This is a genomic window from Mycobacterium sp. (assembly GCF_039583785.1).
Taxonomy (GTDB): domain Bacteria; phylum Actinomycetota; class Actinomycetes; order Mycobacteriales; family Mycobacteriaceae; genus Mycobacterium.
Window position 1 is genome coordinate 1 of the sequence record NZ_JAVKSG010000039.1, and the last position, 20,091, is coordinate 20,091.

Annotated in this window: 22 protein-coding genes; 12 read left to right on the top strand and 10 right to left on the bottom strand. The window is 65.5% G+C overall.

What is annotated here, in order from left to right; all coding sequences use genetic code 11:
* Positions 1 to 17: 17 nt before the first annotated feature.
* The 3 genes from ABDV69_RS12995 to ABDV69_RS13005 form a co-directional block, all read right to left on the bottom strand.
* A complete protein-coding gene (locus ABDV69_RS12995) occupies positions 18 to 773 on the bottom strand; it encodes a L,D-transpeptidase (protein WP_343574941.1) in 756 nt (251 codons plus the stop codon).
* Positions 774 to 1,020: 247 nt separating this feature from the next.
* Entirely contained in the window at positions 1,021 to 1,428 is a 408-nt protein-coding gene (locus ABDV69_RS13000; protein WP_343574944.1) for a TIGR03668 family PPOX class F420-dependent oxidoreductase, read from the bottom strand.
* A 2-nt stretch (positions 1,429 to 1,430) separates the two neighbouring features.
* Complete coding sequence (locus ABDV69_RS13005; protein WP_343574947.1) at positions 1,431 to 2,192, bottom strand: SDR family oxidoreductase; 762 nt, start codon at positions 2,190 to 2,192, stop codon at positions 1,431 to 1,433.
* A 208-nt stretch (positions 2,193 to 2,400) separates the two neighbouring features.
* Here ABDV69_RS13005 and ABDV69_RS13010 point away from each other — a divergent pair, with 208 nt between their 5' ends.
* The 4 genes from ABDV69_RS13010 (at position 2,401) to ABDV69_RS13025 (ending at position 7,364) form a co-directional block, all read left to right on the top strand.
* On the top strand, positions 2,401 to 3,432 hold the full coding sequence (locus ABDV69_RS13010; RefSeq protein WP_343574949.1) for a trypsin-like peptidase domain-containing protein: 1,032 nt from the start codon (positions 2,401 to 2,403) through the stop codon (positions 3,430 to 3,432).
* 89 nt (positions 3,433 to 3,521) lie between these two features.
* On the top strand, positions 3,522 to 5,297 hold the full coding sequence (gene treS, locus ABDV69_RS13015; protein WP_343574952.1) for a maltose alpha-D-glucosyltransferase: 1,776 nt from the start codon (positions 3,522 to 3,524) through the stop codon (positions 5,295 to 5,297).
* Positions 5,294 to 6,613 carry a maltokinase gene (locus ABDV69_RS13020; protein ID WP_343574955.1) on the top strand — a complete coding sequence of 440 codons (1,320 nt, stop codon included), beginning with the start codon at positions 5,294 to 5,296 and terminating at the stop codon, positions 6,611 to 6,613. Before treS ends, ABDV69_RS13020 begins: the two co-directional genes overlap by 4 nt.
* 67 nt (positions 6,614 to 6,680) lie before the next feature.
* Entirely contained in the window at positions 6,681 to 7,364 is a 684-nt protein-coding gene (locus tag ABDV69_RS13025) for a YoaK family protein (RefSeq protein ID WP_343574956.1), read from the top strand.
* A 131-nt stretch (positions 7,365 to 7,495) separates the two neighbouring features.
* Here the strand turns inward: ABDV69_RS13025 and ABDV69_RS13030 are convergent, their stop codons facing one another.
* Positions 7,496 to 8,488, bottom strand: coding sequence for an alpha/beta hydrolase family protein (locus tag ABDV69_RS13030; RefSeq protein WP_343574958.1), 993 nt, complete (start codon positions 8,486 to 8,488; stop codon positions 7,496 to 7,498).
* Positions 8,489 to 8,997: 509 nt separating this feature from the next.
* On the opposite strand from ABDV69_RS13030, the gene ABDV69_RS13035 reads away from it, so the two are divergent.
* The gene (locus ABDV69_RS13035; RefSeq protein ID WP_343574960.1) at positions 8,998 to 9,453 is read left to right on the top strand and encodes a MaoC family dehydratase; all 456 of its coding nucleotides are present in this window, start codon (positions 8,998 to 9,000) and stop codon (positions 9,451 to 9,453) included.
* Between the two features lie 12 nt (positions 9,454 to 9,465).
* On the top strand, positions 9,466 to 10,365 hold the full coding sequence (locus ABDV69_RS13040; protein WP_343574962.1) for an alpha/beta hydrolase: 900 nt from the start codon (positions 9,466 to 9,468) through the stop codon (positions 10,363 to 10,365).
* Here the strand turns inward: ABDV69_RS13040 and ABDV69_RS13045 are convergent.
* Positions 10,362 to 11,651 (bottom strand): acyl-CoA dehydrogenase family protein, encoded by a 1,290-nt coding sequence (locus ABDV69_RS13045; RefSeq protein ID WP_343574965.1) that lies wholly within the window; start codon positions 11,649 to 11,651, stop codon positions 10,362 to 10,364. The two genes, ABDV69_RS13040 and ABDV69_RS13045, sit on opposite strands and share 4 nt — an antisense overlap.
* Positions 11,652 to 11,679: 28 nt before the next feature.
* Between ABDV69_RS13045 and ABDV69_RS13050 the strand changes: the two genes are divergently transcribed.
* Positions 11,680 to 12,294 (top strand): GNAT family N-acetyltransferase, encoded by a 615-nt coding sequence (locus tag ABDV69_RS13050; protein WP_343574967.1) that lies wholly within the window; start codon positions 11,680 to 11,682, stop codon positions 12,292 to 12,294.
* A gap of 106 nt (positions 12,295 to 12,400) precedes the next feature.
* Positions 12,401 to 12,682: a hypothetical protein gene (locus ABDV69_RS13055; protein ID WP_343574969.1), complete on the top strand. Its 282-nt coding sequence runs from the start codon at positions 12,401 to 12,403 to the stop codon at positions 12,680 to 12,682.
* Positions 12,683 to 12,731: 49 nt separating this feature from the next.
* Here the strand turns inward: ABDV69_RS13055 and ABDV69_RS13060 are convergent, their stop codons facing one another.
* Both ABDV69_RS13060 and ABDV69_RS13065 read right to left on the bottom strand, forming a co-directional pair.
* The gene (locus ABDV69_RS13060) at positions 12,732 to 13,535 is read right to left on the bottom strand and encodes a DUF427 domain-containing protein (RefSeq protein WP_343574970.1); all 804 of its coding nucleotides are present in this window, start codon (positions 13,533 to 13,535) and stop codon (positions 12,732 to 12,734) included.
* 106 nt (positions 13,536 to 13,641) lie between these two features.
* Positions 13,642 to 13,827 (bottom strand): antibiotic biosynthesis monooxygenase, encoded by a 186-nt coding sequence (locus tag ABDV69_RS13065; RefSeq protein WP_343574972.1) that lies wholly within the window; start codon positions 13,825 to 13,827, stop codon positions 13,642 to 13,644.
* 100 nt (positions 13,828 to 13,927) lie between these two features.
* On the opposite strand from ABDV69_RS13065, the gene ABDV69_RS13070 reads away from it, so the two are divergent.
* Complete coding sequence (locus ABDV69_RS13070) at positions 13,928 to 14,362, top strand: MarR family transcriptional regulator (protein ID WP_343574974.1); 435 nt, start codon at positions 13,928 to 13,930, stop codon at positions 14,360 to 14,362.
* Here ABDV69_RS13070 and ABDV69_RS13075 read toward each other — a convergent pair.
* Entirely contained in the window at positions 14,359 to 15,033 is a 675-nt protein-coding gene (locus tag ABDV69_RS13075) for a TetR family transcriptional regulator (protein WP_343574975.1), read from the bottom strand. The two genes, ABDV69_RS13070 and ABDV69_RS13075, sit on opposite strands and share 4 nt — an antisense overlap.
* A gap of 69 nt (positions 15,034 to 15,102) precedes the next feature.
* On the opposite strand from ABDV69_RS13075, the gene ABDV69_RS13080 reads away from it, so the two are divergent.
* Both ABDV69_RS13080 and ABDV69_RS13085 read left to right on the top strand, forming a co-directional pair.
* Positions 15,103 to 16,158 carry a ferredoxin reductase gene (locus ABDV69_RS13080; RefSeq protein ID WP_343574976.1) on the top strand — a complete coding sequence of 352 codons (1,056 nt, stop codon included), beginning with the start codon at positions 15,103 to 15,105 and terminating at the stop codon, positions 16,156 to 16,158.
* 113 nt (positions 16,159 to 16,271) lie between these two features.
* A complete protein-coding gene (locus ABDV69_RS13085) occupies positions 16,272 to 17,378 on the top strand; it encodes an acyl-CoA desaturase (protein ID WP_343575017.1) in 1,107 nt (368 codons plus the stop codon).
* A gap of 84 nt (positions 17,379 to 17,462) precedes the next feature.
* On the opposite strand, the gene ABDV69_RS13090 is transcribed toward ABDV69_RS13085, so the two are convergent.
* On the bottom strand, positions 17,463 to 18,068 hold the full coding sequence (locus tag ABDV69_RS13090; RefSeq protein WP_343575018.1) for a TetR/AcrR family transcriptional regulator: 606 nt from the start codon (positions 18,066 to 18,068) through the stop codon (positions 17,463 to 17,465).
* A 121-nt stretch (positions 18,069 to 18,189) separates the two neighbouring features.
* Here ABDV69_RS13090 and ABDV69_RS13095 point away from each other — a divergent pair, with 121 nt between their 5' ends.
* Positions 18,190 to 19,518 (top strand): cytochrome P450, encoded by a 1,329-nt coding sequence (locus ABDV69_RS13095; RefSeq protein ID WP_343574978.1) that lies wholly within the window; start codon positions 18,190 to 18,192, stop codon positions 19,516 to 19,518.
* A gap of 31 nt (positions 19,519 to 19,549) precedes the next feature.
* On the opposite strand, the gene msrA is transcribed toward ABDV69_RS13095, so the two are convergent.
* Positions 19,550 to 20,068 (bottom strand): peptide-methionine (S)-S-oxide reductase MsrA, encoded by a 519-nt coding sequence (gene msrA, locus ABDV69_RS13100; RefSeq protein ID WP_343574980.1) that lies wholly within the window; start codon positions 20,066 to 20,068, stop codon positions 19,550 to 19,552.
* Between the last annotated feature and the right edge of the window lie 23 nt (positions 20,069 to 20,091).

A 20,091-nucleotide genomic window follows, 5' to 3' on the forward strand; every position in this document is an offset into this window, starting at 1 on the left:
CGCGCGGATGTATTCCGTTACGCCACCACGTTGATCGGGTCACCGATGTGGACGGTGTCGAAGTACCACGCGGCGTTGTCGGGGCTGAGGTTGATGCAGCCGTGGCTGACGTTCGCGTAGCCCTGCGAGTCCACCGACCACGGCGCCGAGTGCACGTAGACACCGCTCCAGGTGACCCGGACCGCGTACTGCGCGGTGATCTTGTATCCCTCAGACGACTCCAGCGGGATGCCGATGGTGCGCGAATCCATCACCACCGTGCGCTCTTTGGACAGCGCGGAGAAATCACCGATCGGTGTCGGGCGGGTGGGTTTGCCCATCGATGCCGGCATCGTGCGCAGCACCTCGCCGTTCTGGGTGACCGTGAAGGTGTGCGCGGAAATGCTGGCGGTGCCGACCACCTCGTCACCGGTCTCGAAACCGGTGGACAACGCGTGCACCCGAACACCGACGTGGCTGTGCGCCGGCCAGTAGCCGTCCGGCTTCCACTCGAGAACATCGGCCGCCGGCCAGTCGAAGCGGCCGGTGATGTGGTTGGGCGCAGTGACCGTGACGGCCCGCTCGGCCGCGGCACGGTCGGCCACCGGTCCGGTGAACGTGACGATCACCGGGTGAGCCACCCCGACCACCGTGCCGCTGGCCGGCTGGATCGACGCGACGCCTGCGGTCGGGGTCGCGGGTGCGATCGCCGCTACGGCGGGACCGGCTGGCGCCGCCATGGCCAGCGCGGCGGTCACTGCCGCGAGCCAACTTGTACGAATCGCTCTACCCACGGTGTCCACCCTCCGAGACGATGCAAGCCCCCGCGCACTCGCATGCCGTATCGTTGACATTCTTTTGATTCCACTATGCCCTATGTTCGGCTCAGCAAACATTTCGTGCGTTGCGCACGTCGCGCCCTCCGGGCCATATTACCGGACATATTGACTGGTGAACGGGCTAATAGCGGTATCGTGGCCGTTGCCGGACCGTTATGCTGAAAGCGAGTTGGCAAGCGCGGGTACGGATGGCGAAGCGCAGTCAGGCGCGCCAACTGCTCCAGCGCTGGACAGCGATGGCGATCATCGGTCCGTCGAGTGAAATCCATTGGTACTGAGCGTATTTCGCGCGGAGCAGGTCTCGGCCGACAATAACGGTGTCACCGTCGCGATGGATGGCGGCAGCACCGTCGGCCCGCACCCACCACAGCTGCGTCCAGTCCTCGTCGTAATGGTCGACGAGCAGGCTCACCTGCGGGTTGTGTTCGATATTGGTCAGGCGCCGCAGTCGTTGGGTGGTCTTGGGTTTCGCGTCCACCGCCGTGAAAATGAGCTGTGCGTGCACGGCGAACACCACCGGCACCAGGTGTGGACGACCGTCGGCCCCGGCGGTGGCAAGCCGAGCCACCGGCGATTGAGCGAAGCAGGCCTCGGGATCGAAGTCGGTCATGACTAGTTGATGGTGAACCCACCGTCGACGACGATCGTCTGCCCGGTGACATAACCGCCGGCGGCCGACGCCAGCCAGACCGCGGTGGCCGCGAGTTCACGGTCGTCGCCGAGGCGCCCGAGCACCAGTCGATGCGCCTGGCTGTCCAGATACTCGGGCGGGTATTCGTCGGTCATCTCGGTCTTGAAGAAGCCCGGCGCGAGAGCGTTGACCCGGATTCCCTTGCGCGAGCCCCATTGTTGGGCCAGGTCCCGGGTGAGCCCGACGACTGCTGCCTTGCTGGCGCTGTACGCGGCCTGCGGCAGACCGGCGGTGGTGATGCCGAGGATGCTGGCGATGTTGATGATCGAGCTGCCGGGCTGCATCACCCGCCCGCAGGCTTGCGCCATCCAGTAGGACCCGTTGAGGTTGACGTCGATCACCGACCGGAATTGGTCGGGCGTCTCACGGGTCGCCGGAACCGCGGTGCCCACACCGGCGTTGTTGACCAGCACGTCGACCCGGCCGAACGCCTGCATCGCGGCGTCGACCAATGCCTGACACTGCTCGGGCACGCCGACGTCGGTGGCGAGCGTCAACGCTTTGCGGCCACCGGCCTCGACGAGCGCCGCGGTGTCGGCCAGTCGCTCGACGCGCCGCGCCCCGAGCACGACGTCGGCACCGGCCTCGGCGAAGGCCTGTGCGAACGACACGCCGAGACCTGACGAAGCGCCGGTCACGATCACCACTTTGTCGTCGAGTAGGAACGAATCAAGAACGCCCATGGATGAGACACCTTTGCCGTCGAGTTGCCGTGCGGTCCAAGCCCCGAAGCTACCGGTTGGCCGAATCGCGGCCGATCAGCGCTCACCAGTACGGCAAAACCCGACGTCGATATGCCCGATTTTGCGATGCAAGCTACGGTAATCACAATTGGGTCCGTTGCGGCACGGCTGGTTAACCCGGTCGGTGACTTATGCAGGAGGTGACGGGATGAGCGGATCGCACCGCCGCAAACCGCGGAGGTCGCTGAGCTTGCTCAGTCTGTTGGCGGCGACCGGGCTGGGACTGGCAACGGCCCCAGCCGCGGATGCGTCGCCTGCGCTGCCGCCGATCCCGCGGGACGCGCCGTCGGCCAGCGCGGTGGTGGGTCCGCAGATCGTCGACATCGACGCCAAGCTGGGGTACCAGAGTGCGATCGGCGCTGGAACCGGCATCGTGATCGACCCCAGCGTCATCCTCACCAACAACCACGTGATCGCGGGCGCGACCGACCTGACCGCGCGGTCCATCGCCAACGGCCAGACCTTCCCGGCCACCGTGATCGGGTTCGACCGCCAGCACGACATCGCGGTGCTGCAACTGGCCGGCGGCGGACTGCCGGTGGCCAACATCGGCAACTCCGACACGGTGCAGGTGGGCGAACCGGTCGTGTCGCTGGGTAACGCCGGTGGCGTGGGCGGGGCGCCGAGCGTCGAGGAGGGTCGCATCGGCGCGCTGAATCAGACGGTGTCGGCCAACGACTCGTTGACCGGCAGCACCGAGACCCTGGTCGGGCTGATCCAGGTCGACGCCAACATCCGCCCGGGAGACTCCGGTGGCCCGACGGTCAACGCCGCCAACCAGGTGATCGGCATGAACACCGCCGCCTCGCAGAACTTCCACCTCGGCCGCGGCCAGGGCTTCGCGATCCCGATCAACGAGGCCATGGCCATCGCGGGTCAGATCCGGTCCGGCGCCTCCTCGCCGACCGTGCACATCGGGCCGACCGCATTCCTGGGCGTCGGAGTCAACGACGCCCCCGGCGGAACGGGCGCCGTCATCCGCCAGGTCATCCCGACCGGTCCGGCCGCCGGCGCCGGGCTCAACCCGGGCGACGTGATCACCGCGATCAACGGCCAACCGGTCAACTCGGCCACCGCGCTGACCAACATTCTCGATCAGCACCACCCGGGCGACCACGTCAGTGTGGGGCTGCCGGGCCGGTCCGTCGACGTGCAGCTGGGGGACGGCCCGCCGGGCTGATCCAATGCCGCAGCTCAGCGGGTGCGCTGAATTCGTTTGGCGGCTAGGGTTTTCGATGCTGCACCCCGGGTACGTGTAAGGTCGTGGACTTGACCAGGGACAGAGAACACCCGTCCGCCCATGATCCTGCGGAGGGCAGCCGTGTCGAACACGGCGTCGTCGAGCATCCCAGCGCCGACGAGTTCACCGAGGCCCAGTCGCTGCCCGCCGACCCGACCTGGTTCAAACACGCGGTCTTCTACGAGGTCCTCGTCCGCGCGTTCGTGGATGCCAATGCGGATGGCTCGGGGGATCTGCGGGGGCTCATGGAGCGCCTGGATTACCTGCAGTGGCTCGGCGTCGACTGCATCTGGCTGCCGCCGTTCTACGACTCACCGCTGCGCGACGGTGGCTACGACATCCGAGACTTCTACAAGGTGCTGCCCGAATTCGGGACGGTCGAGGACTTCGTGGCGTTGCTCAACGCGGCGCACGAGCGCGGTATCCGGGTCATCACCGATCTCGTCATGAACCACACGTCGGATTCGCATCCATGGTTTCAGGAGTCACGGCACGACCCTGACGGTCCGTACGGCGACTTCTACGTCTGGAGCGACACCAGCGAACGCTACACCGATGCTCGCATCATCTTCATCGACACCGAAGAGTCGAACTGGACCTTCGACTCGGTGCGCAAGCAGTTCTACTGGCACCGATTCTTCTCCCATCAGCCTGACCTGAACTACGACAACCCGGCCGTGCAGGAAGCGATGATCGACGTCCTTCGGTTCTGGCTCGACCTCGGAATCGACGGGTTCCGGCTGGACGCGGTGCCGTATCTGTTCGAGCGGGAAGGCACCAACTGCGAGAACCTGCCCGAGACACATGCGTTCCTCAAACGGGTGCGCAAGGTGGTCGACGACGAGTTCCCGGGCCGGGTGCTGCTGGCCGAGGCCAACCAGTGGCCGGCCGACGTCGTCGAGTATTTCGGCGACGCCAGCACCGGCGGTGACGAGTGCCACATGGCGTTCCATTTCCCGCTGATGCCGCGCATCTTCATGGCGGTGCGGCGCGAGTCGCGCTTCCCGATCTCGGAAATCCTCGGGCAGACCCCCGAGATCCCCGAGATGGCGCAATGGGGAATCTTCCTGCGCAACCATGACGAGTTGACGCTGGAGATGGTCTCCGACGAAGAGCGCGACTACATGTACTCCGAATACGCCAAAGACCCGCGGATGAAGGCGAACGTCGGGATCCGTCGCCGGCTGGCGCCGCTGCTGGACAACGACCGCAACCAGATCGAGCTGTTCACCGCGCTGCTGCTGTCGCTGCCCGGGTCGCCGGTGCTGTACTACGGCGACGAGATCGGCATGGGCGACGTGATCTGGCTCGGTGACCGCGACGGGGTGCGCACGCCGATGCAGTGGACACCGGACCGCAACGCCGGCTTCTCCAAGGCGAACCCCGGTCGGCTGTATCTGCCGCCCAGCCAGGACTCGGTGTACGGGTATCAGGCCGTCAACGTCGAGGCCCAGCGCGACACCTCGACGTCGTTGCTCAACTTCACCCGGGTGATGCTCGCCGTGCGTCGCCGACACGAGGCGTTCGCCATCGGGAGCTTCGAGGAACTCGGTGGATCCAACCCGTCGGTGCTGGCGTTCCTGCGCCAGGCCCCGGACGACGGCGACACTGTCCTTTGCGTCAACAACTTGTCGCGTTTCCCCCAGCCGCTGGAACTGAACCTGCAAAATTGGAGCGGTCACACGCCGGTCGAGCTCACCGGGCATGTCGAGTTTCCGCGCATCGGCCACCTGCCCTACGTGCTCACACTGCCCGGACACGGCTTCTACTGGTTCCAGCTGTGCGAGTCTGAGGAGTCGCAATGAATCTGCCGTGGTCAGCGTGGCTTCCGCAGCAGCGCTGGTATGCCGGTCGCAGCCGCGAATTAGCATCTGCCGAGCCAGGTCTCGTCGTCGGTCTGCGCGACGGTCTGGACCTCGCGCTGGTGGCGGTGACCTACACCAACGGCTCCGCCGAGCTTTACCAGGTGATCGTCGGTTGGGATTCCGAGCCGCCCACCGAGTTCAACGCCATCGCCACCATCGGCACCGACGGTGATCGGGTCGGTTTCGACGCCCTCTACGACCCGGACGCGGCCGCGTTCTTGCTGTCGCTGATCGACTCGTCGGCCACCCGAGAGGGCGTGTCGTTCGGCAAGGAACCCGACGTCACGCTGCCGCTGGATGCCTACCCGCGGGTGTCGGAGGCCGAGCAGAGCAACACCAGCGTCATCTTCGACCGGGACGCGATCTTGAAGGTGTTCCGCCGCGTCAGCCCGGGCGTCAACCCCGACATCGAGCTCAACCGCGTCCTGGGCCGAGCCGGAAACCCGCATGTGGCGCGGCTGTTGGGCACCTACGAACTGACCGGTCCGGACGCCGACAGCAATGTCCCGTTGGGCATGGCCACCGAGTACGAGGGCAACGCGGCCGAGGGCTGGGCGATGGCCACCGCCAGCGTCCGCGATCTGTTCGCCGAAGGCGACCTGTACGCCTACGAGGTCGGTGGTGACTTCGCCGGCGAGTCCTACCGACTCGGTGAAGCCGTCGCATCGGTGCACGCCGGGCTGGCCGAGGCGTTCGGCACGTCGCAGGCGCCGTTTCCGGTCGACTCCATGCTGGGCCGGATGTCGTCGACGGCCGCGGCGGTGCCCGAACTCGGGCAGTACGTCTCGGCGATCGAGCAGCACTTTCAAAAGCTGGGTGAGCAGACCATCACCGTGCAGCGGGTGCACGGCGATCTGCACCTGGGTCAGGTTTTGCGCACACCCGAGTCCTGGCTGCTGATCGACTTCGAAGGTGAGCCGGGCCAGCCGCTGGAGCAGCGGCGCGCACCGGATTCCCCGCTGCGCGACGTGGCGGGTGTGTTGCGGTCGTTCGAATACGCCGCCTACGGTCCACTGGTCGACCAATCAGCCGACAAGCAACTGGCCGCGCGCGCCCGAGAGTGGGTGCAGCGCAACCGAACTGCATTCTGCGACGGTTATGCCGCGGCGTCCGGTGTGGACCCCCGCGATTCGGAGCTGGTCTTGGCGGCGTACGAACTGGACAAGGCGGTTTACGAGGCGGGTTACGAGTCCCGGCACCGGCCCGGCTGGTTGCCCATCCCGCTGCGGTCGATCGGCAAGTTCGTAGCGGATTGATGTGAGTCTCGCCTGAATGAGCGTTCCCGCGCTGTCGTCTGCTTTGCTGCGGTGAAAGCATTGCGCCATGCTTCGGGCGACATTCGACAGTGAAGCGCGGTTGTCGTGGGTGCTGGCAGCGCTGGCCGGTGTGGTGGGCGCGATCTCATTCACGCACTCGGCCGGCTACTTCGTGGTTTTCATTACCGGTAACGCCCAACGGGCCGTGCTCGGATATTTCAGCGGCGAACGGTGGCTTGCCGTAAGTGCCGGGCTGCTCATTGTGGCATTCGTTACCGGCGTCGTCGTCGCGTCGTGGTGCAGGCGGCGTTTCTGGGTGGACCACCCACACGGCCCGACCGTGCTGACCACTTTCGCTCTGCTGGCGGCCACCGTGGTGGACGTCATCGACGAAGGATGGAACGAAGTGTCTATCGATTTCGCGCCGATCGTGCTGATGGCCTTCGGCACCGGCGCCTTGAACACGGCGTTCGTCAAGGACGGCGAGGTGTCGATCCCCTTGAGCTATGTGACCGGCACGACCGTCAAGATGGGCCAGGGCATCGAGCGCCACATCGCTGGTGGTGGAAACGCCTCGGACTGGCTCGGTTACTTTCTGCTGCTCGCCAGCTTCGTCATCGGCGCCATGGTGGGCGGCTTCATCGGTGTGGTCGTGAATGGGACCTGGATGCTGGTGATGGCTACGGTCTTGTGTGCCTTGGCGACCGCCTACACCTATTTCCATCAGGATCGGCACGCCCTGCCGAATTAGCGTTGTGTCGATCGTCGACTGTGAACTCGGCGCCGACGTTTCAGGCGTCAACGACGCCTGCGAACCCTCCGCGCAAAAACATCGGCCGCAGCGCGGGGGGAGCGCTGCGGCCGATGCAGGGGGCGGGTCTCTCAGGTGGCGTTGGGTCCACCGCTCAGGGTCCGCTGAATGTCGGGTTTCATGGCGACCAGCTGCTGGTTCCAGTAGCCCCAGTCGTGCGTGCCGTTGGGCGGGAAGTTGAACGTTGCGTTGTGCCCGCCCGCAGCGATGTAGTTGTCGCGGAACTGCTCGTTGGTGCGCAGCGTGAACTGCTCCAGGAACTTGGCCGGCATGCTGTTGCCGCCCAGGTCGTTAGGGGTGCCGTTGCCGCAGTAGACCCAGAGGCGGGTGTTGTTCTGCACCAGCCGTGGGATCTGCACCATCGGGTCGTTGCGCTTCCACGCCGGGTCACTGGTCGGACCCCACATGTTGGTGGCGTTGTAGCCACCCGCATCGCCCATCGCCAGACCGATCAGCGTCGGCCACCAGCCCTCGGAGGGGTTCAGAAAGCCGGACAGCGACGACGCGTAGGAGAACTGCTGCGGGTAGTACGCGGCCAGGATCAGTGCTGACCCGCCCGACATCGAAACGCCGACCACAGCATTGCCGTTCGGCGAGATGCCCCGGTTTGCCTGCAGGTAGGTGGGGAGTTCGCGGGTCACGAACGTCTCCCACTTGTAGGTCTGGCAGCCGGCCTTACCGCACGCCGGCTGGTACCAGTCGCTGTAGAAGCTGGACTGTCCGCCCACCGGCATGATCACCGATAGACCGGACTGGTAGTACTCCTCGAACGCCGGAGTGTTGATGTCCCAGCCGTTGAAGTCGTCCTGGGCGCGCAGCCCGTCGAGCAAGTAGACCGCGTGCGGTCCGCCGCCTTGGAACTGGACTTTGATGGCGTGGCCCATCGCCGCCGACGGGACTTCTAGATACTCGACCGGCAGACCTTTTTTGGAGAATGCCCCCACGGTCGCCGAGCCGCCGATAGCACCGACCAGACCGGCCAGCAGTGCTGCACCGATGGCCGCGATTGCCAATCTGCGCGGCACACGTGCTGTCGCACCGCGGAACCTCTCTGCGAACTTCATAGCTCCTATCCCAACTTTCATCTGCCGCGTAAGCGGTCGAATAGTTCTCTGTGGCAGTCAAACACGCGAGTAACTACAAGCCTGTTACTCGACTCGGGGTGGGGGATCGCGGTTCGCTAACGATTGAGTCGCGAGTGTCACCCGTCGATAACGAAACGAAAACGCCTCCTGCCAACCGAATTCAGCAGGGGCGTGATGTATTTGAGACCTACGTGAGAAGTTGTCGTAAAAGTGTTGGCGCAGTGACGAATTCAGTGCGAGCGCGCCGCAGCTGCTGCATCGCCACGATCGCGAATGCGCCGACGCGGCCGAAAATACGGCGGTGGGTAAGATTTCGGCCGCCGCACGCCAGTGCTGGTCGGGGGTCCCACGGCACCTGCGTGTCGGCCGGCGGCCACAACTTCACCCGGCCGTTCCAGGCGAAACATCCCGGTGGTGGCGTCGTCTCCGCGGAGTGGCACGATGCTAACAGCGCCGCCCCTCGGATCCACTCAAAGGAGAGAAACGCCATGCGCACTTTCGACTCGGTCGCCGACCTCGCCTCGATCAAAGGTGAAAGCATCGGCGAAAGCGATTGGGTGACGATCAGCCAGGACGACGTCAACCTGTTCGCCGACGCGACCGGCGATCACCAGTGGATTCACGTCGACCCGGAGCGGGCTGCCAAGGGTCCGTTCGGCACGACCATCGCGCACGGTTTCATGACGCTGGCGCTGCTGCCGCGCCTGCAGCACCAGATGTACACCGTCAACGGCATCAAACTCGCAATCAACTATGGCCTCAACAAGGTTCGCTTCCCCGCACCGGTTCCCGTCGGATCGCGGGTTCGTGCGAAGAGCTCGCTGGTCGACGTCGAGGACCTGGGCAACGGCGCTACGCAGGCGACCGTCTCGACCACCGTGGAGGTCGAAGGCAGTGACAAGCCGGCGTGTGTCGCCGAGAGCGTCGTTCGCTACGTCTCTTAGGTCGGCCGGATCATGGACGCGTCGCTGGCTTCCTGGCTTGATGAGGGACTGTATTTCGACTACCTCGGCTTCGACATCTTTTACCGGGTCGAGGGCAGCGGGCCGCCGCTGCTGCTGATCCATGGCTACCCATTCAATACCTTTGACTGGCAACCGATCTGGTCGACGCTGACCCAGCGGTTCACCGTCGTCGCGCCGGACATGATCGGCATGGGGTTCTCTGCGAAGCCAGTTCGCTACGAATATTCGGTGCACGACCACGCCGACATGCACGAGGCGCTGATGGCCCACCTGGGTATCGGCAGTGCGCACATTCTGGCCCACGATCTCGGCGACTCGGTGGCGCAGGAACTGTTGGCCCGCAATGAGTTTGGTGATTACGCGTATGCAAACCTGAGCATCGATTCGATCACCTGGCTCAACGGCGGGATGTTCGTCGAGGCCTACACGCCGCGAGCCGCGCAGAAGCTGTTGTCCGCAACTCCGTTGGGCGACATCTTGAGTCCAATTCAGAACAGTCCGCTGCCGCGTCGTCTGCTGGAGCCGACCCTACGAGAGATGTTCGGCCCCAACACCAAACCGACCCCGCACATGATGGGTGTCTTCAGTCAGATCCTGGATTACAACGACGGCCGCCGCGTGCTGCACAAGGTTGGCCGGTTCATCAAAGACCGCCACACACACCGGAATCGGTGGGTGCGAGCAATGCGGGAGACGAATGTTCCGATGCGGTTGATCGACGGGCCGGTCGATCCCAACTCCGGCGCGCACATGGCCCGTCGCTACGCCGAGGTGATACCCAACGCCGACGTGGTGATGCTTGCCGACGACATCGGTCACTGGCCGCAACTCGAAGCACCCGATGCGGTGTTGGAACATTTTCTCGCCCACATCGACCGGGTCGCGCCCTAGAATTCGGCGACCGCGTGCTCCAGGCGTTCGGCCAGCCGGGCCTGCGCTGCGGCGCGCCGGGTGGGCAGGTGCTGCGACGGGAAAGGCGTTGACACCGGCTCGTATTCGCGCAACGTGCGGCGGGCCACGGTCATCTTGTGCAACTCGGTCGCCCCGTCGGCGATCCCCAACGACTCCGCGGCGATCATCATCTTGATGAACGGCATCTCGTTGGACACCCCCAGCGCGCCGTGCAGGTGCAGAGCCCGCTGAACCACGTCGTGCAGCACGGTGGGCATCGCCACCTTCACCGCTGCGATGTCGCGGCGCACCTTCTGGTAGTCGTGGTGCTTGTCGATCAGCCAGGCCGTGCGCAGCACCAGCAGCCGGAACTGTTCGATCTGGATCCAGCTGTCGGCGATCTTCTCTTGGGTCATCTGGAAATTCGCCAGCGGACCCGTCCGAGTCTGTCGGGATACCGCCCGCTCACACATCATGTCGAAGGCCCGACGGGCCAGGGCGATTGTGCGCATCGCGTGGTGAATACGGCCGCCGCCCAGTCGGGTTTGCGCGATCGCGAAGGCCTGACCTTCGCCGCCGAGAATGTGGTCCGCGGGCACCCGCACGCCGGCGTAGCGGACGTAGCCGTGCGTGGCGTGCGACTCCGTCCCGACCCCGACATTTCGGATGATCTCCACGCCCGGTGTGCCGGCCGGCACGATGAACAACGACATCTTGTCGCGGGTGCGCGCTTCGGGATTGGTGACCGCCATGACGATGAAGAACGTCGCATGCCGGGCGTTGGTGGAAAACCACTTCTCCCCGTTGATCACCCAGTCGTCGCCGTCGCGTTCGGCGCGGGTCACGAACAGCCCCGGGTCGGAACCACCTTGCGGCTCGGTCATCGAGTAACACGACGTGATCTCGCCTGCGAGCAGCGGCTGCAGGTAGCGGGACTTCTGCTCCGGCGTGCCGAACAAGGCCAGGATCTCGGCATTACCCGAGTCGGGTGCCTGCGAGCCGAACACCGACGGGGCCCACCTCGACCGACCGAGGATCTCGTTGAGCAGTGCCAGCTTGACCTGGCCGTAGCCCTGGCCGCCGAGTTCGGGTGTGAGGTGCGCCGCCCACAGCCCGTGATCGCGGACCTGCTGTTGCAGCGGCCGCAGGACCGCCATGGTGTCAGGGTCCTTCTTGTCGTACGGGTCGAGCGACACCAGGTCCAGCGGCTCGAGTTCGTTGACCATGAACTCTTCGACCCAGTCCAGCTTCTGCTGGTACTCGGGGTCGGTTTCGAAATCCCACACAAGTTGGACGCTACTACTCTGGCTGCCGATGACCATCCAACCGCGCCCGGCGCGCAAAGCCGACGTCACTGAGCTGTCCCACGCCCTGGGCCGCGCCTTCTACGATGACCCGGTGTCGATGTGGATCATTCCCGACGACGAATCCCGGGCTGCGCGCCTGTGGAAATTCTTCGCGGCCCTCACGCGGCACCACCACCTCGGCGGCGGCGGTGTCGAGGTCGCGGGTGACGGGTCGACCATCGGCGCGGCGGCCTTCTGGGATCCGCCGGGCCGGTGGAAGCAGTCGGCCCGCGGACAACTGATGATGCTGGTGTCGTTCATCTTCGGCTTCGGACCGCAGCTGTCAACCGGCCGTAGATTGCACGAGCTGCTCCTGCGGACGGAGCAAGAACACCCGGAGGAGCCGCACTGGTACCTGGCGGTGATCGGCAGCGACCCGTCGGTCCGCGGCAAAGGCTACGGGCAGGCGCTCATGCAGTCTCGGCTCGACCGCGTCGACGCCGAACATGCCCCCTCCTACCTGGAGTCCAGCAAGGCCGAAAATATCGCGTACTACCAGCGATTCGGCTTCGAGGTGGTGAGCGAACTCGTCATTCCGAACGGCGGCCCGACGCTGTGGCCGATGTGGCGGGCGCCGCGATGAGTCACGTTGACTCTGCGCACAGGGCGGTGACACGCCGCCCTCACCGCAGAGTCAACTAGCCGCGGTCGGTGTTTAGCCGCCGGAGGCCAAGGGGAACCGAGTGGGCATGCCCGATGACACCCTGGACCCGAGCGAGTCGACCGATTCCGACGAGATCCGCAACGACGACGGCGACGCGGTCATCACCCCGCCCGACGACTGGAGCGAGGCCGACAAGTTCGGGATGACCTCGCGCGAGGAGCGCGAAGGCGAATCCCTTGACCAGCGCCTCGCCGAAGAGGAACCCGACGTGCTAGAGGACGCCCACCCAATCGAGGAACGCCCCACCCACGTCCATCGTGGTCAGGTCAGCGGGACCCCCGAGGATGGTGACTCCATCTTCGGGTGACGAGTACGCGTGAATCGCGTTGACTACCAACGCTATCTGTGACCGGTGCTCACCGTGGCCAGTCCGAGAACGGCGTGACCGGCCGCGGTCGGTTCCGGCCGTCGACGATGACGTCGACCCGCTCGTCGAAGAACGCGATGTGGTCCCGGACGAGCAGCGCCTCACGAAGCGGATCGCGGTAGGTCCAGGCGATGTCGGTCGGTCCGTCCGGCACCGAGAAGTATGATGCGCGGCCCTTGTAGGCGCAGTCGCTGACCGTGTCACTCGACTCGAGATCGGCGACGCGATCGGTCGGCGGCACGTAAAACCGGGTCGGCAGCCCGGTTTCGAACAGCAGCAGCGGCCGCGACGACTCGGCCAGCAGTCGCCCGTCCACCTCGATCCGGATATGGCGGCTGCTGTCGAGGATGTCGATGCGTTTGAACGGGTCGTGCGGGTGCGAGACGACCGGCTCGTCTTCTTCGCGCCACTCGAAGGCGCTGAAGTCCACGCTGAGATAGCCGGCCAGGTCTGTATCGTCCAGCCGGAATGCCGCCGACGCGGACCGCCGCCCGCCCACCAGCACGTCGAACATCTCGCCGGTACAGCTGTGCGCGGCAAAAGGATTAGTGGGCACCAACACCGGCAGGCCGGCCACGTCGTCGACCCGGCCGGCCGATTCCAGCTGAGCCACGAAGTCGGCCTGAGGTATCGCGTAGGTCGGGACCAGTCGCCGCGGCTCCCACACCAGCAACCCGTGGACGGTGTCGGCTACCAGGTAACCGCTGGCATACATCCGGAGGCGTTTCTCGGTGGGTTCGTAGCGTAGCGATGTCAACGCGTCGTCGAGCAGGTCTCGCATCCTGATGCCCATCACTCCACTATGGCGCGGAATGTACCGACTCGACGGTGTACAGATGCGGGTCGAAGCCGATGGCCAGCTCAGCGCAGTGCGCCATGTGCTCGCGGGCGATCGGATTCTACAGCATGGCGTGCATCGCTTCGGCGCTGCGCCATTGCGCGTAGTTCACCACCCGGGTGCCATCGCTGTTGAGGTGGATGTTGGCCGAGATGAACCCGTCGATGTGCTGCATGACCTCGTCGGTGGCTGTGATCAGCAGGTCGGCGAGTTCGCGTGCCCGCTTCGGGCTGCACGGTGAACACATTGATCAGCGTCTCGTGCTCGGCGTGCGCGGTGATGACGGTCATTGAGAATCTCCTTTTATGTCAGGTTCCTGACGCGAGGATAGGTGTAAGGTTCCTGTCATGCAACCGTCCGAGGCCGAACGCGCGATCGGATATCTGGTGAAGCGGGTACGGCAGGGGCTGCGACGCGAATGCGACGCCGCGCTGAAACCGACGGGCTTGTCGATGGCCCAGTATTCGACGTTGCGCGCGTTGAAAGAGCATCCGGAGGCCTCGGCCGCTGAACTGGCGCGACTGTGCTTCGTGACTCGCCAGTCGTTGCAGGACATGCTGACCGGGCTACGGGCCGGCGGCCTGATCGAGAACGCCGACGCCAAGCCGCGCGGGCGCGCCCAATCACTGGCGTTGACCCGCCTGGGATCGCGGCGCCTGGGCGCCGCACACGACGCCGTATTCGGTGTGGAGGACGTTATGCTGCAGGGTGTTTCGGCGCGTGACCGGCGAACGGTTGCCGAGGTGTTGCTGCGCTGTGCGGAGAATGTCGAGGGCGCTTAGGGCTTGCTGCGCCAGCCGTTGATCCCGATGATGATCATCCGCAGTTGCTTGACCGCGGTTTGGCGGATCTCGTCGATCGCCTCGGGGCTCTGGGCGTCCTCGAGCGCCTCGGCGATGACGATCATCGAGTTGACGAACAGCTGCGCCAGCACGTTGAGGTCGTCGGTGCTCCAGGTGGTCAGACCCGGGAAGCGTGCCAGGTCGGTGGCCAACTCGGACGTGACGAGCCGGAATTCGGTGCGAATCGCGTACCGCAGCACGGTCACGCCGCTGGATCGCTCGCGCCCGATGAAGCGCCAGTGCTCGCGGCGTTCGGTGACGCTGGCGACGACGATCTCGACCGATGACTCGATCACCCGGTTGGGGTCCAGCTTGCCGGCTCGGGCGCCGCGCAGCATGTCGCGCAAGGTCCGGAACGACTCGTCGATCAGGACCAGCCCGAGCGCTTCCATCGACTCGAAATGGCGGTAGAACGCCCCGGGCACGATGCCCGCTTCCCGCGTGACCTCGCGCAGGCTCAGGCCACTGAAACTTCGCTCGTCGAGAAGCTTGAGCGCCGCGGCCACAATCGCCCGCCGAGTCGCCTCTTTGCGCTCCTCGCGGGATGGTCCTTCGCGGCTGCGTGACCGGCTCGACCGGTGCGGCCGTGAGCTAGGCACACGACTGTTCACCGTGTGAACCGTAACACAGAGCTGGTAAAACCCTTGACGAACTGGAACATCTTCGCGCACTGTATACACATGTTCACTCAAACTTTGAAGCAGCGGGTACTAGGTTCCGACCTGGTCAACCTGCTCACCGGTCCGCATGGCGTTGACCGGTACACCGAGGTCGTCGATCCGGCGTGGACCCGGGCCGAGGGCCGCGCCACGATCGTCGATGTGCGCCGGGACACCCCGCGCAGCGTCACGCTGGTGCTCGTCCCGAATCAAGCGTTCACCGACACGGTGACGGCCGGGCAGTACGTCAACCTCGCCGTCGAAATCGACGGCCGCCGGCACACCCGGTGCTACTCACCGGCCAATGCCGAGGGTGCGGCTTACCTCGAGCTGACCATCGGACAGCACGACGGCGGCCTGGTCTCGACCTATCTGTGCAAGCACGCGCGGCCAGGAATGGTCGTCGGGCTCACCGGTGTGGGCGGCGACTTCGTCCTCCCGGCACAGTGCCCCCGGCGCATCCTGTTCGTCTCGGGCGGCAGCGGGATCACCCCCGTCATGGCGATGGTGCGCACCCTGGTCAACCAGGGCCACGCGGGCGAGATCGCGTTCGTGCACTACGCCCGCAGCCGTGCCGAGGCCTGCTACCACGACGAGCTGGCCGCCCTGCCCGGCGTGCGGGTGCTGCACGGCTACACCCGATCTGGCGGCGGCGACCTCGAGGGTCGATTCGACGCCCAACACCTGGCGGCGGCCATGCCGGAGCCAGACGCGGTGTTCGTCTGTGGCCCAGCCGCTCTGGTCGAGGCCGTCCGGGGGCAGAGCGCAGACGCACGCTCGGAAAGCTTCGTACCACCCGTGCTGGACATCCCGACGAAGCCGTCCGGCGGGCGAGTCACGTTCTCCGGCAGCGCTGTTGAGGTCACCGACGACGGCCGTTCGTTGCTCGAGCAGGCCGAGTCGGCCGGGCTGAATCCCGCCAGCGGATGCCGGATGGGCATCTGCCACACCTGTACCCGCCGCAAAACCAGCGGTGTGGTGCGCAACCTGACCAGTGGTGCGGTGTCGACCGCCCCCGACGAGCACGTACAGATCTGCGTATCCGTCCCCGTCGGCGACGTCGACATCGCTCTCTAGAGACCCGTAGATCTGCGCGAGTGTGAATCCAGCGACGGCTAAGCGGCGTGTCGCGTCGCGAGATGCACAGTCGCGGCGAAAACAGTAAAGGAAAAGCCATGACCCAGCCCAAGATGACCCAGCCCAAGATCGCCTTGACGCCCGAGCAGGCCGACGCGTTCGGCGCCGAACTCGACGCGATCAAAGAGCGCGTGATGGCCGACCTCGGCCAGCGCGACGCCGACCACATCCGTCGCGTCATCAAGACGCAGCGCACCCTTGAAGTGGGTGGCCGCGTCCTGCTGATGGCCGGCATCCTGCCGCCGGCCTGGCTGGCCGGCACCGCCATGCTGGGGATCTCAAAGATCCTGGACAACATGGAGATCGGCCACAACGTCATGCACGGCCAGTACGACTGGATGCGTGACCCGTCGATCCGCGGCCAGGAATTCGAGTGGGACAGCGCGTGCCCGGCCGATCAGTGGCGGCACTCGCACAACTACCTGCACCACACCCACACCAACATCGTCGGCATGGACCGCGACATCGGCTACGGCATCCTGCGGATGAGCGAGGATCAGAAGTGGAAGCCGTACTTTGTCGGCAACCCCCTCTATGCGTTCCTGCTGATGGTGCTGTTCCAATACGGGGTCGCACTGCATGAGCTGGAATCCGAACGCATCGCCTCCGGCGAGATCCGGCTGGCGGACAAAAAGGAGATTCTGCAGGAGATTTGGCGCAAGACCCGCAAGCAGACGCTCAAGGACTACGTCGCCTTCCCGCTGCTGGCCGGCCCGTTCGCCCCGTTCGTCTTCACCGGAAACCTGACCGCCAACCTGATGCGCAACGTGTGGTCGTACATGATCATCTTCTGCGGTCACTTTCCGGACGGGACACAGGAATTCAGCGTCGAAGAGACGCAGGACGAGTCGCGCGGCAGGTGGTACTTCCGCCAGGTGCTGGGTTCGGCGAACCTGACCGGCGGCAAGCTCTTCCACATCCTGTCCGGCCACCTGTCGCACCAGATCGAGCACCACCTGTTCCCGGACATGTCGGCCCACCGCTATGCGGAGATCGCGCCCGAGGTTCAGGAGATCTGCCGCCGCTACGGCATTCCGTACAACACGGGATCGCTGCCCAAGCAGTTCGGCACCGTTGTCCGCAAGATCCTCAAGTTGGCCCTGCCGCCGAAGGACCGTGGCGAGGTCAAGCCGAAGGAACGCCAACTCGTCGCAGCCTGAGCTGTTGCACAACGGACCGGGGCCGCCGCAAGGCGGTTCCGGTCCGCTGCGTTGATCGGCCTTTCATGCTGCAGACTGCCCAGCTCAGGGGCGATACCCGAGCAGCGCGATCGATGCCTGCACGGCCGGCTCGACGATGTCGCGCGGACTGTGGCCGTCCTCGACCACCTGAGCCGTCAGTTCTCGCAGTCCACCGACCAGGATCACGGCTTTGGCGGGGGTCAGCGGTGGAATGTCGGCGTTTTGCATGGCCGGGGTGTCGCTGAGGTGCACCAGCAAGCTGGTCAGCAGTTGGGTGTTGCGCCGCTGCGACGGACGCGCCGCGGCGTCAAGAGCCGGCAGTTCGCGAATCCAGGCCAGCGTGAGTGCCGGCGTCGCTTCGATGTGAGTGACATAGGCCTCGACGGCCTGCCGAATCTGGTTCTGCCAGTGGGCTTTCGGGTCGACCGCGGCGCGGATCTGGTTGCCCAGGCTTTCGACGCTGGCGTGCAGCAGTTCGTGGAAACACTGCTCCTTGCCGGCGAACTGGTCGTAGAACGTCCGCTTGGAGGTGCGGGCGTGCCGGACGATGTCGGCGACGGTGCTGGCGCGATATCCGCGTTCGTCGATCGCCGCCGCGAGACCGTCGAGCAGCCGTTGCCGGAACGGATCGATGGCGGTGGGTCCGGGCGGAGTCGCATCGTCAACAATGGTTGTCGCCACGGCGCCTCCTTCGACGCAACCCCTTGCCGGCCCCTGGTACCAGACGGTACCGTACCGGACAGGATCATGGTACGGCGCGGTACCGCGGCGACGTTGGGAGTCGACCATCATGAGCACCGTGGAAAATCAGGTGGCGTCGCCCGCGTCCGTCGTCACGCTGCCGCCCGGTCCATGGATTCCAAAAGCTGTGCAGGGCTTGACGTTTGCCCTGTTCCGGCGCCAATTCGTGCACCAGTTGTCGCGTCGCTATGGCGACGTCTTCTCCTGTCACGTGCCGATCTACGGCCCCTTGGTGGTGGTGGCCAACCCGCAACTGGCCAAACAGGTGTTCACCACCAGCCCGGACATCCTCGGCAACATCCAGCCGAACCTGAGCCGGCTCCTCGGCGCGGGATCGGTGTTCGCGCTGGACCGCGACGAGCACCGTCAACGGCGCCGTCTGTTGGCCCCGCCGTTGCACGGCAAGAGCATCAAGAACTACGAAGCGATCATCGAAGAGGAGACGCTGCGCGAGGTCGCCGGCTGGCCGGAGGGTGTCCCGTTTGCCACGCTGCCGTCGACGATGCGCATCACGCTCAACGCGATCCTGCGGGCAGTCTTCGGGGCCGAGGGTGCCGAGCTCGACGAGCTGCGCCGAATCCTGCCGCCGTGGGTCACGCTGGGTTCACGGTTGGCGACGTTGCCCAAACCACCTCGTACCTATGGCCGTTACACGCCGTGGGGTCGGCTGGCGGAATGGCGGGCCCGCTATGACGCGATCATCGACAAGCTCATCGATGACGAACACAACGACCCCTACTTCGAGGATCGGTCCGACGTGTTGGCGCTGATGTTGCGCAGCACCTACGAGGACGGTTCGGCCATGTCGCGCGGGGACATCGGCGACGAGCTACTCACTTTGCTGGCGGCTGGACACGAGACCACCGCCTCCGCGCTCGCCTGGACATTCGAGCGGGTGAGCCGGCACCCCGGAGTGCTGACCGCGCTGGCGGCCGAGGCCGACACCGAAGACAACGAGTTACGCCAAGCCGCGATCTTGGAAACCCAGCGCAGCAGAACGGTCATCGACGCTATCGGCCGGCACGTCTACTCTCCGGTCTACGAACTGGGCGACTGGTCGATCCCGCAGGGTCACACCATCATCGTCAGCATCTCGCGGCTGCACAGCGACCCGGCGCTGTTCGCCGACCCGGACCGCTTCGACCCGCAACGCTTCGTCGGCGCCAAGCCGCCCAGCTTCGGCTGGATCCCCTATGGCGGCGGTGCCCGTCGCTGTGTGGGCGCGGTGTTCGCGAACATGGAGATGGATGTAGTGCTGCGAACGGTGTTGCGTCACTTCACGATCGAAGTCACCTCCGCCCCAGGGGAGAAGCTGCATGCCCGTGGGGTCGCCTACACCCCGAAGGACGGCGGAAAGATCGCGGTGCGTCGGCGCTGAGACGGCGCTTCTGTTTCGCGAGCCGACCCGCCTAGCTCTCGACGGCGGCCCGTCGCGGCAACTTCCACCCCGGCCGGACGAAGTGGCAGGTGTACCCGTTCGGGTAGCGCTGCAGGTAATCCTGGTGCTCCGGCTCGGCCTGCCAGAAGTCACCCGCCGGGCTGACCTCGGTGACCACCTTGCCGGGCCACCGGCCGGAGGCTTCCACATCGGCGATGGTGTCCAGCGCGATCCGGTGCTGGTCCTCGTCAGTGTAGAAGATCGCCGAGCGGTAGCTGGGCCCGACGTCGTTGCCCTGCCGGTTCTTCGTGGTGGGGTCGTGGATCTGGAAGAAGAATTCCAGAATCCCCCGGAAGTCGGTCTTGGCCGGGTCGTAGCTGATCTCGATGGCTTCGGCATGGCTGCCGTGGTTGCGGTAGGTGGCGTTGGGGACGCTCGGGTCGCCGGTATAGCCGACCCTGGTCGAGACCACGCCGGGCTGCTTGCGGATCAGATCCTGCATGCCCCAGAAGCAGCCGCCGGCCAGGATTGCCTTCGTTGAGTCCGTCATCTTGTCGATTATCCACCTGCTCG